The organism is Verrucosispora sp. SN26_14.1 (assembly GCF_004307965.1).
Lineage (GTDB): Bacteria > Actinomycetota > Actinomycetes > Mycobacteriales > Micromonosporaceae > Micromonospora.
This window is the reverse complement of the sequence record NZ_SISL01000001.1, coordinates 42,174-56,566: the sequence shown is the minus strand read 5'-3', so window position 1 is coordinate 56,566 and position 14,393 is coordinate 42,174. Positions and strand designations below refer to the sequence as shown.

The following is a 14,393-nucleotide window of genomic DNA, read 5'->3' as shown; positions in this document are numbered from 1 at the left end:
CTGTCACCTGAGGACGAGTGTGCCCACGATCGCTCCTGCCGTGCTCGGCGACGACCTTCCGGTCCGCCTCTCCGACGGCACCACCGTCGCGTACGCCAACCTCGACTACGCCGCCACCGCACCCTGCCTCGTCCCGGTCGCCGACGCGGTCACCGAACTGCTGCCCTGGTACGCCAGCGTGCACCGGGGCGCCGGCCTCGCGTCGCGCCGGTGCACGCTGGCCTACGAGCAGTCCCGTCAGACCGTCGCGGACTTCCTCGACGTCCGGCCGGACGACCACGTGATCTTCACCCGGAACACCACCGACGCGATGAACCTGCTCGCCCGGGCCCTGCCCCCGCACACCACCGTGGTGACCTGGGCCGGCGAACACCACGCGAACCTCCTCGCCTGGCCGAACGTGCACCGCCTGCCGGTGCCCGCCGACCTGCCCGAGGTGACCTCCGGGCTGACCCGGGCGCTGGCCGACCTGGGCGACGCGGGGCCGGTGCTGGTGGCGGTGACCGGCGCCTCCAACGTCACCGGCGAGGTCTGGCCGACGGCCGAGATCGCGGAGATCGCCCATCGGCACGGCGCGCGGATCGCCGTCGACGCCGCCCAACTGGCCCCGCACCGCCCGGTCTCCATGGCCTCCGCCGGTATCGACTACCTGGCGCTCTCCGGGCACAAGCTGTACGCGCCCTTCGGTGCGGGCGTCCTGGCCGGCCGCGCCGACTGGCTCGACGCCGCCGACCCGTACCTGTCCGGCGGTGGAGCCACCAGGCACGTCGGTGACGAACCCGCCGAGGTGCAGTGGCAGACCGGCCCGGCCCGACACGAGGCCGGCACGCCGAATTTGCTGGGAGCGGTGGCACTCGCCGCCGCCTGTGCCACCATCTCCGCCGCCGCACCGGACGTACTCGCTCACCACGAGCAGGAGCTGCTGGCCCGACTGCGCGACGGCCTCGGCGCCCTGCCGCAGGTGGCGGAACTGCGCACGTTCGACGCCGATCACGACCGGGTCGGCATCGTCAGCTTCACCGTCGCCGACCGGCGGGCAGCCGACATCACCCACCGGCTCTCCGCCGAGCACGGCATCGGCGTACGAGACGGCTTGTTCTGCGCCCACCCGCTCAGCCGGAAGCTGTTGGCCGACGCGGCCGTGCGGCTCGGCCGCCCCACCGACGGGTACGCGATCCGGGCCAGCATCGGCATCGGCACGACCGCCGAGCACGTCGACCGACTCCTGCACGGACTACGCCAGGTGATCAACACGCCCCGGGGGCGGTGAGTCGTCCGGTGCTGAGGTGGGCGGCGAGGCGCATGGCCAGCGCCGCCAACGTCAGCGTCGGGTTGGCCGCCGGTGAGTTCGGGAAGACGGACAGGTCGCAGACATAGAGGTTGCGGTGGCCGGCGACGCGCAGGTCCTCGTCGACCACCCCCGGCCGCTCCCGGCCCGGCGTGTCGCGACCCATCCGCATGGTGCCGACCTCGTGCGACACCCCGCCGAGCGGAGCCCAGAGCTGCTCGTACACCTCGCCTCCGAAGGCGGACACCACATCGGCGGTGATCGTGTCGAGGGCGTCCTGGACCTGGTGGGCGCGCGGGCTGGGATGGATGCGGATGGTGGGCAGCGCGGCGGGCTTCCCGCCCACCGGCCGGGTCTCGGTCAGGGTGACGGCGTTCTGCTCGATCAGCGGCGCCTCGACCATGAACACGAGTTCGCCCGGCATCTTCCCGTCGACGGTGGCCAGGTTCGCGCCGGTGAACTCCAACGCGTTGACGAAGCGGAACTGGTTCAGGTTCGCGCCGAGGTCCAGCGTGACGCTGTACGGGTGGACGGGGTCGGTGTCGGCGGCGTCGGTGAGGTGCCGGGAGACGGTCTTGCTGGAGTCGAACCGGCTGTACCAGTCCCCGCCCTGCCGCATCCAGAACTTCACCACGTGGATGGGATGGTCGGTGATGCCGCGTCCGACCAGCGGGATGTCCTCGGCGAGGCCGGACGACTGCGCGACGGCGGCAGTGCCGACGGTGCCGGCGGCCAGCACCACCACGCCGTCGTCGGCCAGTCGGTAGGTGCGGTCCCGGCCGGCCAGGTGGTCGTACGTCACCACACCGGTGACCTCGCCCGCCGCCCGCTCGACACCGACCACCTCGTGGTTCAGGTGGACCCGCAGGTTGCCGAAGCGGCCGTCCTGCATGGCGCGGCTGAGCAGCAGTTCGGCAGCCGACCAGATACCCGCCGGCACCGCCCCGGGGACCGGACCGCAGTACTCGATCGCCATCGGGGGATCGAAGTGCCGGAACTCGGCCAACGCGGGCAACTCCCGCAGTTTCGCCTTGACCATCGTCTGGTACGACGACGGGACCAGGGGAGTGACACGGGTCAGCTGCTCCGCGCGGTCGTACCAGACGTCGTACAACTCGTCGCGGACCGTCTCCGGCCAGTCGCGGAACTCCCACCGGTGCATCCGGGGTGCCGAGGCCCCCCAGAACAGGGTCCGGCCGCCGAGGTTGAGGCCCTGCGCGATGCGTGCCTTGGCGCTCTCGGCGTCGGCGGCCCGCCAGCGCCGACGCCCGAACGCACCCCAGTGGTGAAAGATGTTGGGGTACACATCGGGACCGACCGGTTGGTAGCGGGCCAGGTTGCCGGTGTGCGTCCCGAACAGGTAGCTACCGGCCTCCAGCAGCAGGACGCGCGGTGGCCGACCGCCCCGCCACGGCGTCTCGGCGAGCTGGTACGCCAGGGTGCCGCCACCGGCACCGGAGCCGACGACGATGACGTCGTAGCGCTGCGTGGACTCCGGATCGCCGGGGAAGAAGTGCCGGGCGACGTGCGACTCGCCGACGAGGACGTCCTGGTGCCGCGCGAAGTGGACCCGCCCGTCGATGCGGCAGGTCGGGGCGGCCAGTTCGGCGGTGCTCAGGTGCAGCGGCCCGTCGAGCTGGGGGTCGCTGTCGAGGACCACGACGACCTCGACACCGTCGGGATGTGCCGCCGGATCGAGCGTGGCGGTCCACTCGCCGGTGCGCTGGTCGTACCGGAAGTCCTGCGTGCCGGCGCCGACGATCCGTAACTGGAGGTGGTCGTCCGGGCGCAGGGCCGGCATCCGCAGGAGCACCGCGCACTCCGCGTCCACACTCACGTCCCGCCACCCCGTCCCGCGTCCGTCGGCGTGCCCTGATGGACAGGCCGGTGATCCGTGGCCGGCTCCTGCGTCGGATGACGCCGGATCTCCTCCACGGCCTGCCGCAGCACCCGCACCTCGGTGTCGAAGACGCGCTCCAGGCGCGGCATGGCCTCCTCGCCGAACCGGGAGGACCGCCCCTTCTGCTCGTGCCACAGCATCCCGTTGCGCAACGCCACCGCGTCGGTCTGCATCGCACGGCAGTCGTCCACCAGCGGTGCCAGTGCCGGGGCGAGTTCGGCCAGGCGGAGGAACCGCTCCGTCATCAGCCGCTTGTGCTCCCAGAGCACGTGCAGGTACCGGATGTCGTACGCGGCATCGCCGTTGAGGTAGTCGCGCAGGTAACCGCGCAGCGGCACGTAGGAGTCGACGCCGTAGGCCCGCTCCCACTCCTCCTGGAGCATGTCGACCCGACGGCTCGGATTGGCACCGGACAGGTACTCCTCGAACGCGCCGCCCACCACGTGCAACCGCATCCGGTAGCTGGCATCCGGTCGCAACCGGTAGAAGTAGACCTGGAAGCAGTCGTTCTCCACCTCGTCCAGGCTCGCGTACGCGCGGGCGACGTCGTCCTGCCCGACGGTGGTGGTCCGCAGCGACCCGTTCGCCGTGTAGCCGTAGACGGTGAAGGTGCCCTCGTCGTCGTCGACGCCGCTGAGCAGCACGTCGTGGGTCTGGTGCCACTGCTGGTAGGGCGCCCGGCCCGGCAGGTGGTGCTCGTCCAGGTTGAGATAGGGGTAGTAGCCGGCGCCGATGGAGTCGCGGCAGAGCGCGACGATGTCCGCGCCGACGCACGCGACCCACTCACGGCTGGTCCGGACCACCTCCAGCCACGGACTGATCGCGTGGTCGTAGAGATAGAAGCCGAACGGCACCGGCGAGTCCGGTGCCTTCGGGTCGAAGGCGACGTGGATGTAGTTGCTCAGGATCCAGTCCCGGGCCCGTGCCTCGGTGGCCAGGATCGCCAACGGGAACGCATAGAACTGGTAGCCCCGCGCCAGCGGCTCACCGAGCGGCAGCTGTCTTCGCATACCGATGCCTCTCCTCTCAGCTACCGGTCATCTCGTACCGGCGGATGCCCATGCTCCAGATGCCGTAGCCGACGCACAGCGCGCCCGCCGCCACCAGCGGGGTGAGCCAGACCAACCGGCCGTCGCCGCCGAGCAGGAACTCCACCGGGATGTACGCGGTGAACGCGAACGGCAGCACCCACGTCAGCACGGACCGCAGCACGCCCGGATAGATCTCCAGCGGGAACGCCGCGAACTCGGAGAGCTGGTTGGCGGCGTGCATCGCGGGTTGGCTGGTGATCGTCCAGAAGGCGATCGAGGCGAAGATGAGCTTGATCCCGGTGTAGATCAGCGTGCCGCAGACCACCAGACCGGCACCGACCAGGACCATCTCGGCGTCCACGTCCAGCCCCAGTCGCCGGCCCGCGTACCCGAGCAGCGCGAACCCGACCAGCAGCTCGCCGAGCGCGTCGGGCCAGAAGAACCGCTCCGACAGGACGCTGAACAGCGGGTTCACCGGACGGATCAGGTGCCGGTAGAAGTCGCCGCTGCGGATCAACTGCCAGGCGACCACCCACAGGTAGTCGGTGAAGAGCCGGTCCAGCCCGCGGGGCAGCAGCGCGAAGCCGAGCAGGAACAACACCTTGTCCAGGGACCAGCCGCCGACCGTGGGCACCAACTGGAAGATGCTGCCGATCAGCAGGACCTGGACGCCGACCCGGAGCAGGAAACCGACGCCACCGAGCAGGAAGTCGGTGCGGTACGCCACGAGTCGCCGGAGGCTGACCCCGCCGAGGAACCAGGTCAGCCGCGCGTAGCGCAGCGGCGTACGACCGGGGCGGGTCATCCGCCGAGCACCTGTACGCGTCGGACGAACACCCGCCACAGCACCGCGCACGCGCCGGCGAGCAGCACCGCCCAACCCACCTGCCCGGCCAGGACGACCGTCGCGTCGGACGCGCCGTCGTACCGACCGGTCAGCAGACGGACCGGCGCGTACACCATGGACTGGAAGGGCAGGACCGAGGCGGCGGCGGCCAGCGGTGCCGGCATCAGGTCGAGTGGTACGAGCTGACCGGCGAAGAACACCACGACGCTCTCCTTGACGATGCGGATGCCCCAGATGTTGGTGGTGACGATGCCGCAGAGCCCGACCAGCATGTTGAGGCTGAACGCGATGACCACCGAGGACGGCACCGCGGCCAGGAACAGCAGCAGGTCCACCGGGGCCGGGGACTGTAGGGGGAAGAGCACCGCAAAGATCAACAACGTGGGCAGGCCCACCATCAGCAGATTCGTGATCAGCACCGGCAGGGCGGTGAAGATCCGCATCACCGGGTAGCTGACCGGACGGATCAGCGCGACAGCGATGTCCCCGCGCAGGATGTCCTGCCCGATCTCGCTGTCGACCTGGTTGGCGTGCAGCACACCGAGCACCTGGGCGGCGATCAGATAGGTGGTGATGCCCTCGATCCCGAAGCCGCCGGGGCCCGTGTCGGGGCTGGCCGCGTAGACCGCACGCCACAGGAAGACCACCACGGCGGTGCTGGTCGCCGTGGTGGCGAGGCTGACGAAGAAGCTCGCACGGTACTGCAGGGTCGCCTGCAGGCCGCTCACCGCGAACGGCAGGTAGCGGCGCAGACGCAGGGAGGGGACGCCGACCGTCATTCAGCCGTGCTCCGCGCCGGCTGGCGACCACCGTAGATCTCCCGCAGCACCGTCTGCAGGTCCGGCTCCGGCGCGAAACAGTCGGTCACGTCGAAGCGGTGCAACACCCAGGTGAGTACCTCCCGGGCGGTGAGCCGGTCGACGGGAAAGCTGATCGTCACCCGCCGCTGGTCGTCGACGGAGACGCTGGTGCCGGTCAGCGCCTCCTCGATCCGGGCCGCCACCTGTCCCGGCGACTCGTCTCCCCGGTGGTCGAAGTGCACCGCCCGATGGCGGGCCGTCCGCAGCAGCGCCGCGAGCGTGCCCTGGTGCACGATCCGGCCCTGGTCGACCACCAGTACCTGGTCGCAGATGGCGGAGATGTCACTGATGTCGTGGCTGGTGAGGAAGATCGTCGTGCCGTGGTCCCGGTTGATCTGGTTGGCCAGGTCCCGGACGGCCTCCTTGAGCACCAGGTCCAAACCGATAGTGGGTTCGTCCCAGAAGACCACGGCGGGGGTGTGCAGCAGACTGGCCGCGATCTCCGCGCGCATCCGCTGCCCGAGGCTGAGTTCCCGGATCGGGGTGGTGCCCAGCGCGTCGATGTCGAGCACGTCCCGGAACAGCGACAGGTTGCGCCGGTAGACGGCCTCGTCGATGTCGTAGATGTGTTTGAGGATCCGGAACGAGTCCGGCACCGACAGGTCCCACCACAGTTGGCTGCGATGACCGAACACGACACCGATGTTTCCGCTGTTGCGGACCCGCTCGCGGTACGGCTCGATCCCGTCGACCGTGCACCGCCCGCTGGTCGGGGTCGTCACGCCGGTCAGCAGCTTGACCGTGGTGGACTTGCCGGCACCGTTCGCCCCGAGGTACGCCACCCGGGAGCCGGCCGCCACCTCGAAGGAGACCTCGTCCACCGCGGTCACCGTGGTGTGACGCCGGCTGAACAGGGTCCGGAGGCTACCCAGCACGCCCGGCTCACGTTCGTACCGCCGGAACGTCTTGGAGAGCCCCTCCGCCCTGATCACCGCGCGTCGACCCGGCCGTGAACATCCGTCGTGACAGCGGATCGGCCCGGTCGAGTCAGCATTGCCAGACGATATGGGGTGGCCGTCGAGCGGGCAATACCCATTGATCGTCGTTCCCGGTCATGGGTGACCGGCGTGAATTGGTTGATCACGCCCTCTGATATCGTGACTCGATGCAGGCGGACGCGGTGATCGCGATCGACGAGGCGGAACGGATCGCCCACGCGACCGGGCAGCGGGTGGTGGACGCGGTCCGCGTCCGGCGTGGATATTCGAACAACCGGCGGTGGCTCGCCCGGCTAGACGACGGCCGCACCGTCTTCGTCAAACACGCCGACGACGAGCCCGGAGCGATCTGGTTGCGCCGCGAGCACGCCGTCTACCAGCAGTTGCACGCGCCGTTCATGCCGGAGCTGCTCGGCTGGCACGACGACGGTGAGCTGCCCGTGCTCGTGCTGGAGGATCTCTCCGCCTCGACCTGGCCGCCGCCCTGGTCACCCGACCAACTCCGGGCGGTCCAGGACACGCTGCGCGACCTGGCGGCGCGCCCCGCCATCGACGGCCTGATCCCCGCCTCACAGACGCAGTACGGCCAGGGCGGCTGGCCCGAGATCGCCCGCGACCCGGCACAGTTCCTGGCGTTGCGGGTCTGTTCCCCGCAGTGGCTGGACAAGTGCCTGCCCACCATTCTCGACGCCGCGGACTTCGCCGGCATGGACGGCGACTCGGTCACCCACCTCGACGTCCGCAGTGACAACCTCTGCTTCCGTGGCACCCAGCCGGTGCTGTTCGACTGGAATCACGCCGCCCTCGGCAATCCGCAGTTCGACCTCGCGTTCTGGCTGCCCAGCCTCACCCTGGAAGGCGGACCGCAGCCGGCCGATCTGCTCACCGATCCCGACCCGAGGGTGGTCACCCTGGTCACCGGCTTCTTCGCCAGCCGGGCCGGTCTGCCGTTCCTGCCGAAGCTGCCGCTGGTCCGCGAGTTCCAGCTCCGTCAACTCCAGGTCGCGCTGCCGTGGATGACCACCGTGCTGGGGCTGCCCCCGGCGGAGTCAGTCGACTGAGCCACCGGCCCGGTGCGCCAGGATCTCCTCGGCCCGGACCCGGCCGCGCAGCACCGCGTCGTCCGAGTTGATATAGAGCCACTCACCGAACCGGCCGGCACAGTGGATCCGCCGCCGCCGGAACTCCTCCAGCAGATGCCCGCGCGCCTCGACGGTCCCCGGCGTCTGCACCGGGTACGCCCGAGGCACGGTGACCACACTCGCGGCGCTCACCCGGTCGTCGGCCCCGGCGATCCCGATGCGGCGCAGCGCCGCCAACACCCGATCCGGCAGGCCCTCCGGGTCGACCCGCTTGTGCGCGGAGAAGCTCACCTCGGCCTGGATGCCGAAGCACGGGCGCGCGCGCAGCTCGGGGTTGGAGTTCGAGTTCAGCACCAGCTTGTGGAACGGGATGTCGGGATCGGCGCAGTAGACCCGCTGCATCTCGGTCATGGCCGGCCGGTCGAAGACCAGGTTCACCAGATGAAGACTGTTGTGCCGCAGCTCGGCGGCGGCGTCCCGGCAGCAGTCGTCGAGACCGTCGGTACGTCGCACCAACTCGTCCAGCGGCATGGTGGAGACGAGATGGTCGTAGGCGATCGTGGCGCCACCCTCGACCCGCACCGTCGAACCACCGGGGCGGACCTCCACGACGTCGTGCCGCCGGATCCGGTCGCCGACCGTACGCAGAAAGCCCTGGTAGAGGTTGGCGAAGCCACCGGTGGCCGGATACCGCACGACGGCGTTCGGGAAGTCGGAGAAACGGTCGGGCCGCAACGCCCCACCGACGATCGCCGCCACGTCCGGGGTGACCACCCGGTTGCTGGTCCAGCCCGGCGCGATCTCGGTCAGCGGGAAGGCCCACAGCTTCTCGTTGTAGGGCAGCAGGAAACGGGCCGCGATGCCGGGCCCGAAGGTCAGCTCGATCCACTCCCGCAGGTTCGCCGGTGGCGCGGCGAGCGGCTGCCGGCGGGCGGCCTCGTAGAGGCCGACCAGGCACTCCTCCACCACCTCCGAGGGCAGACCGTGCAGATGACTCTGGAAGGGGTACCGGACGAAGGTGTCGTGACTGTGCACCCACGCCTCGCGGGGCTGCGCGTACACGCCCGGCTCGCAGAGCTGCTCGACCAGCTCCCGGACGTCGTCGTGCTTGGTGAAGAAGGCGTGCCCACCGAGGTCGAAGGTGGCACCCCCCAGGTCGAAGGAGCGGCAGAGGCCACCCGGCTCCGCCTCCGACTCCAGGACGGTGTACTCCTCGTCGCCGAGATGGTAGGCCGCCGACAGACCGGCCGGGCCGGCTCCGATGATGACGATCACGAGTGTCGTCCCTCCTGCCCGACCGCTGCCGGCCGGCGTCTCAGCATGGCTGCCACCGTGGCCGGCGCAGGTAGCCCTCGGGCGAGGCGATGGCGAGCTGGAACCAACCGGAGACCAGGGTCGGGTCGAGCCGGCAGTCCAGGACGTACGGCCCCTCCGGGCGGGCGATCCAGTCGCGGATCGCCACCAGGTCGGAGACGTCCCGGACCACCGTCCCGGCCGCCCCCAGCGCCCGGCCGACGGCGGCGAAGTCGGTGGTCGGGAACAACGCGTCGGTGATGGGCAGGCCGCGCATCTCCAGTTCCCGCGCCTCCGCGCCGTAGGCGCTGTCGTTGAGCACCAGCAGCAGGATCGGCAACCGGTGGCGGACCGCCGTCTCCAGCTCGCCGAGGGCCATCAGCGCGCCTCCGTCACCGACGGCGGCGACCGTCGGGGCGTCGGGGCGGCCCACGGCGGTGCCGACGGCGGTCGCCAGGCCCAACCCGATCGACTCGAAGTCGAACGTGCTGACCCGCGCCCGGGGTGCGGCGACCCGCAGGTGACCCACCGCGTTCCCGGCCGCGTGGCTGCTCTCCTGCACCACCGACCGGTGTGCCGGCAGCCACGCGTCCAACGTGGACAGCAACTCGCTGAGGTCGACGAAGCCGGGTGCCGGTGTGCCGGTCGCGGACGCCGGGGACGGCGGCGGCGGATCCCACGGCCCGGTCCGGAAGCCGGTGGCCCGATGCCCGCCGCGCCGCAGTTCGGCGGCGAGGGACCGGGCGGTGGCCGTGGTGTCCCCGGTCAACCGGACGGTGACCGGGGCCGACGCGGCACGCCGGGGATCAAGCTCGCAGTGCACGATCTCCCGCACCTGCGGGAAGAGGTGCCCGCCCCGGGTGGTGTACCGGTCCAGGCCGGTGCCGAACGCCAGGATCAGGTCCGCCGTCGCCATCAGATCGGCGGCGTACGCGGTGCAGTGCGCGCCGAGCAGCCCCACGTTCCACGGCTCACCGGCGAACAGCCCGTCGGCGTGCAGGGTCGTGCCGAGCACCGCACCGGCCCGCTCGGCCAGCTCGATCAGCGCCGCCCGGGCCGGGGGTGCGAGTGCGCCACGACCCGCCACCAGCACCGGTCGACGGCTCCGCCGGATCGCCTCCACCGCGACGTCCAGAGCGGCGGCGTCCGGAAGCGGATGCGGTGCCGGTTCGGGCGGCCCGACCGGCTCGACCAACGCCTCGACCGGCTTGCGTTGCACGTCCAGCGGCACCGTCAACACCACCGGCCGACGATCGTGCACGGCACGCCGGGCCGCCTCGGCGATCTCCGGGCCGACCCGGTGCGGCTCGTCGAGGCGGCGGTGGGCGACCCCGACCGCGTCGAGCAGCGGCGCCTGGTCCAGGAACTGGCCGTAGTCGCCGTGCGTCGTGGCGGTGTCCCCGGCGAACAGCAACAGTGGTGTCTGGCCGCGCGCGCTCTCCAGGATGCCGGTGAGCGCGTTGCTGAACGCGGGACCGACACTGACCGTCGCGACCCCGAGCCGACCCGTGCTGCGCGCGTACGCGTCGGCCATGGTGACCGCGTTCGTCTCGTGCCGCGCCCCGATGTAGCCGATCCCGTGTCGGTGCACCATGTCGAGCAGGAATCCCATGTTGCCCCGGCCCATCAGACCGAAGACATGCCGTACGCCGAGCCGGTGGACCGAGGCCGCGATCGCTTCCTGCACCCGCATTCAGGCCTCCCTGACATCGAGGCGGACCGGCCGTGGGGCCGTGGACGCAGGCCGCCGTCCCAGATCGACCGCGGCTCGGCCCGGACCGGGCTCGGAGGTCTTCGCGAAAGACAGTTCTCGATATGATTGACCTTATGATCCATTCCGAGAAGCTGTCAACGACGGCCCCGACGATCCGCATCGGCGACCGGATCAGGGAGTTGGCCGCCCGGCATCCCGAGCGAACCGCGGTCATCGTGCCGGACGCCGTCGGGACCCCCACGCTGACCTGGGGCGAACTGGACCGCACCAGTGACGCGGCGGCCGGTCGACTGGCAGCCGCCGGAGTGGGCCCGGGCGTGCTCGTCGCAGTGCGCCTGCCGATGGGTCTGGACCACGTGGTGGCCACCCTGGCCGCCTGGAAGCTGAGCGCCACCGTGCTCCCCCTGGATCCCGAGTCGACCGAACGGGAGTTCGCCGTCCTGCTCGACACGGCCCACCCCGCCGTCGTGGTGGCCACCGCTCCGCACGACGCGGTGACCACCGTGCCGGCGGCAGAGCTGTGGACGGCACCGCAGGTCGACCCCGCGGCGTTCCCCGCCGGCACCCCACGCTCCGCACACGCCACCGGCGGCAGCACCGGACGCCCCCGGATCATCCTGCGCCGCCCCGACTGGGTGTACCCGGCCGACGACTTCCCGTCGACCGGCGACCGGGCGGTGGGCCTGGACGTCGGGCAGATTCAGCTCGCCATGATCCCGCTGCACCACGCGGGGTTCACGAAGCTCTACCACGGCCTGGCGCTCGGCCACACCGTGGTGCTGGTGCCGCAGGTGGTGCCGGCCCGCATCCCCGAGCTGATCGAACGGCACCGGGTCAACTACTTCATCATCGTGCCCAGCCTGATGCGCCGGCTGCTGGCCGTGCCGGCACTGCGCGAGGTCGACGTCTCCTCGGTGACCACCGTGCACCAGAGTTCGGCGGGTGCCCCGCCGGAGCTCAAGCGCGCCTGGATGGAGGTGTTCCCGCCGGAGACCCTCTACGAGGGCTACTCCAGCCAGGAGCGCATCGGCGCGTTGTGGATCCGGGGCGACGAGTGGTTGCGGCACCCGGGCAGCGTCGGACGACCGGTGGACTGCGAGGTGCGGGTGTACCGCGAGGACGGTGGCGTCGCGGCGGCGGGCGAGGTGGGGGAGGTGTTCCTGCGCTCCCGGTTCACCCGGCAGCCCAGCTACCTCGGCGACGGGCCGGCCCTGCCGGAGCGCGACGGCTTCATGAGCCTCGGCGACGCCGGCTTCCTCGACGAGGAGGGCTACCTGCACATCGTCGGCCGACGCGCCGAGATGATCAACGTCGGTGGGGTGAAGGTGTATCCGGCCGAGGTGGAGGAGGTGCTGCGCCAACACCCCGGCGTCGCGGACGTGGCCGTCGCCGCCCGCCCGCACGCCGTACTCGGGCAGGCCGTCCACGCGGTGGTGGTCCCGGCGGTCGCCGACGCGCCACCGGCGAAGGCGGACCTGCGGCGGCACTGCCAGCTCCTGCTCTCCACCGCGAAGATGCCGTTGACCTACGAGTTCCGGGAGACGATCCCGCACACCGACACCGGCAAGCTACGCCGCTCCACCCTGGTCGGCTCGCCCGCTGCCACCAGCGGCTGAGCGCGGCGACCGGACCGGATCCTCCGGCCGGACGATCCGGTCCGCCAGCCGCTCCAGGTAGCGCGGGTCCACCGGCACCGGCGGCGGCTGGTACCGCGGATAGCCGTGGTGATCCCGTCCGGTGCAGGCCGGGATGCCGGTCTCGGCGCAGAGCGCGGCCCACTCGGCGGTGGCGCGAGCGTCGTGCCGGGGGGTGTGCACCTCGATCGCGTCGAGCAGCGGTAGCACCGCCCGCATCCGCTCCGGGCTGCGGGAGCGCCCCGGGTGCGCCCACACCAGCAGCCCGCCCGCGTGGTGCACCACCTCGGCGATCTCCACCGGCTCCGGCATCCCCGCGTACGCCTCGGGGGGCTGTCGGGCCAACGCCGCGTCGATGACCTGCCATACCTGCGGGTGGGTCGCCCGACCGGTCCGGATCACGTCCCGCGCCACACTGTGCGGCATGACGAGGGCCTCGCTGTCGTCGTACGCGGCGCTCTCCGGCACCGTCACCCCGGCCTCGCGCAGCGCCGCCCGGGCGGCCAGCGCGTCCCGTCGCCAGATCCGCCGGTTGGTCGCCAGCAACGCGGCCAGGTCGGGGTCGTCGGCGCGTACGCCGTGCGCCAGCAGGTGGTTGTCGTGCCGGACCGGAGCCGCCGTGATCTCCACACCGACCACGTAGGACAGACCGAGCTCGGCGGCCCGGGCCGCCGCGGCGGCGGTGCCGGCCAGCGTGTCGTGGTCGGTCAACGACACCAGCTCCACGCCGGCGCGGGCCTGCACGGTCACCAGCTCGGCGGGACGGTTCCAGCCGTCCGACAGTCGGGAGTGCCCGTGCAGGTCGGCGACGACCCCGGCCGGCTCAGTCAACATGCAGGTGCCATTCCGCCTGGGCCCGGACCCCGTCGCGCAGCCCGACCCGGGGCGTCCAGCCCAACAGCTCCCGCGCCCGGTCGATGCACCCGCCGGTGCGGGACACGTCGCCCGGGGGCGCCCCGCCGTCGCGCACCCGTACGGGTCGGCCGGTCACCTCCTCGACGAGCCCGATCAGGTCGGTCAGGGAACGTGCCGACCCGCCGGCCACGTTCAACACGCAGCCGGGCGGCACCGGACGCGTCCCGGCGGCCATCGTCGCGGCCACCACGTCGTCGACGTAGGTGAAGTCGCGCACCTGCCCACCGCTGCCGTAGACCGGGAACTCCCGGCCGGTGGCCAGGGCGTCGAACATCCGGTGCAGCGCCATGTCCGGCCGCTGCCGGGGCCCGTAGACGGTGAAGTACCGCAGCACCACGGTGGGCACCCGGCGCAGGTCGGCGTAGACCCGGCACAGGTGTTCCGCGGCCAGCTTGGTGACGCCGTACGGGCTGACCGGACGTGCCGGGGCGTCCTCCGGCGTCGGCCACCGGTGCCCCTCGCCGTACACCGAGGAACTGGAGGCCATCACGACCCGGGGAGCCGGATCGGTCGCGGCGGCGGCCTCCAGCATCCGCTGGGTGACGAGCACATTGTGCGTCACGTAGTCGCCGAACCCGCTGCCCCAGGAGGTACGCACCCCGGGCTGACCGGCCAGGTGGAAGACCACCTCCACCCCGTCCAGCAGCGGGGCGGTCGGTGTACTGGCGAGGTCGACGATCACCAGCTCGAAACGGGGGTGGTGGCGGACCGCGGCCAGGTTGGCCAGTTTCGTCGCGGGCGGATAGCCGGAGGTGAGGCAGTCGACGCCGCGCACCTCGTCGCCGCGCGCGAGCAGCCGCTCCACCAGATGGCTGCCGATGAAGCCGGCCGCTCCGGTCACCAGGACGCGCATCAACGTCCTCGACGCCGGTGTCGCCGACCGTTGTAGAT

Annotated in this window: 12 protein-coding genes; 3 read left to right on the top strand and 9 right to left on the bottom strand. The window is 71.5% G+C overall.

Features of this window, described 5'->3' with window-relative positions; genetic code table 11:
* Window positions 1-40 precede the first annotated feature (40 nt).
* The gene (locus tag EYA84_RS00240) at window positions 41-1,270 is read left to right on the top strand and encodes an aminotransferase class V-fold PLP-dependent enzyme (RefSeq protein ID WP_236145510.1); all 1,230 of its coding nucleotides are present in this window, start codon (window positions 41-43) and stop codon (window positions 1,268-1,270) included.
* On the opposite strand, the gene EYA84_RS00235 is transcribed toward EYA84_RS00240, so the two are convergent.
* The 5 genes from EYA84_RS00235 to EYA84_RS00215 are packed head-to-tail and all read right to left on the bottom strand — an operon-like array spanning window position 1,248 to window position 6,858.
* Window positions 1,248-3,125, bottom strand: a complete 1,878-nt coding sequence (locus EYA84_RS00235; protein ID WP_131050889.1) for a GMC oxidoreductase — start codon at window positions 3,123-3,125, stop codon at window positions 1,248-1,250. The two genes, EYA84_RS00240 and EYA84_RS00235, sit on opposite strands and share 23 nt — an antisense overlap.
* Window positions 3,122-4,198: a hypothetical protein gene (locus tag EYA84_RS00230; RefSeq protein WP_131050888.1), complete on the bottom strand. Its 1,077-nt coding sequence runs from the start codon at window positions 4,196-4,198 to the stop codon at window positions 3,122-3,124. The genes EYA84_RS00235 and EYA84_RS00230 overlap by 4 nt, the downstream gene beginning before the upstream one ends.
* 16 nt (window positions 4,199-4,214) lie before the next feature.
* Window positions 4,215-5,024, bottom strand: coding sequence for an ABC transporter permease (locus tag EYA84_RS00225; protein WP_131050887.1), 810 nt, complete (start codon window positions 5,022-5,024; stop codon window positions 4,215-4,217).
* Window positions 5,021-5,845, bottom strand: a complete 825-nt coding sequence (locus EYA84_RS00220; RefSeq protein ID WP_131050886.1) for an ABC-2 family transporter protein — start codon at window positions 5,843-5,845, stop codon at window positions 5,021-5,023. Before EYA84_RS00220 ends, EYA84_RS00225 begins: the two co-directional genes overlap by 4 nt.
* Window positions 5,842-6,858 carry an ATP-binding cassette domain-containing protein gene (locus tag EYA84_RS00215; RefSeq protein ID WP_131050885.1) on the bottom strand — a complete coding sequence of 339 codons (1,017 nt, stop codon included), beginning with the start codon at window positions 6,856-6,858 and terminating at the stop codon, window positions 5,842-5,844. The genes EYA84_RS00220 and EYA84_RS00215 overlap by 4 nt, the downstream gene beginning before the upstream one ends.
* Before the next feature lie 173 nt (window positions 6,859-7,031).
* On the opposite strand from EYA84_RS00215, the gene EYA84_RS00210 reads away from it, so the two are divergent.
* A complete protein-coding gene (locus EYA84_RS00210; protein WP_131050884.1) occupies window positions 7,032-7,925 on the top strand; it encodes an aminoglycoside phosphotransferase family protein in 894 nt (297 codons plus the stop codon).
* On the opposite strand, the gene EYA84_RS00205 is transcribed toward EYA84_RS00210, so the two are convergent.
* Both EYA84_RS00205 and EYA84_RS00200 read right to left on the bottom strand, forming a co-directional pair.
* On the bottom strand, window positions 7,914-9,221 hold the full coding sequence (locus EYA84_RS00205; protein WP_131050883.1) for an NAD(P)/FAD-dependent oxidoreductase: 1,308 nt from the start codon (window positions 9,219-9,221) through the stop codon (window positions 7,914-7,916). The two genes, EYA84_RS00210 and EYA84_RS00205, sit on opposite strands and share 12 nt — an antisense overlap.
* A 40-nt stretch (window positions 9,222-9,261) precedes the next feature.
* Window positions 9,262-10,932 carry a thiamine pyrophosphate-binding protein gene (locus tag EYA84_RS00200; RefSeq protein WP_131050882.1) on the bottom strand — a complete coding sequence of 557 codons (1,671 nt, stop codon included), beginning with the start codon at window positions 10,930-10,932 and terminating at the stop codon, window positions 9,262-9,264.
* A gap of 134 nt (window positions 10,933-11,066) precedes the next feature.
* On the opposite strand from EYA84_RS00200, the gene EYA84_RS00195 reads away from it, so the two are divergent.
* A complete protein-coding gene (locus tag EYA84_RS00195; RefSeq protein WP_161594866.1) occupies window positions 11,067-12,569 on the top strand; it encodes a class I adenylate-forming enzyme family protein in 1,503 nt (500 codons plus the stop codon).
* Here the strand turns inward: EYA84_RS00195 and EYA84_RS00190 are convergent.
* Both EYA84_RS00190 and EYA84_RS00185 read right to left on the bottom strand, forming a co-directional pair.
* The gene (locus EYA84_RS00190; protein WP_131050880.1) at window positions 12,522-13,421 is read right to left on the bottom strand and encodes a PHP domain-containing protein; all 900 of its coding nucleotides are present in this window, start codon (window positions 13,419-13,421) and stop codon (window positions 12,522-12,524) included. The two genes, EYA84_RS00195 and EYA84_RS00190, sit on opposite strands and share 48 nt — an antisense overlap.
* Window positions 13,411-14,355 (bottom strand): NAD(P)-dependent oxidoreductase, encoded by a 945-nt coding sequence (locus EYA84_RS00185; RefSeq protein WP_131050879.1) that lies wholly within the window; start codon window positions 14,353-14,355, stop codon window positions 13,411-13,413. Before EYA84_RS00185 ends, EYA84_RS00190 begins: the two co-directional genes overlap by 11 nt.
* Between the last annotated feature and the right edge of the window lie 38 nt (window positions 14,356-14,393).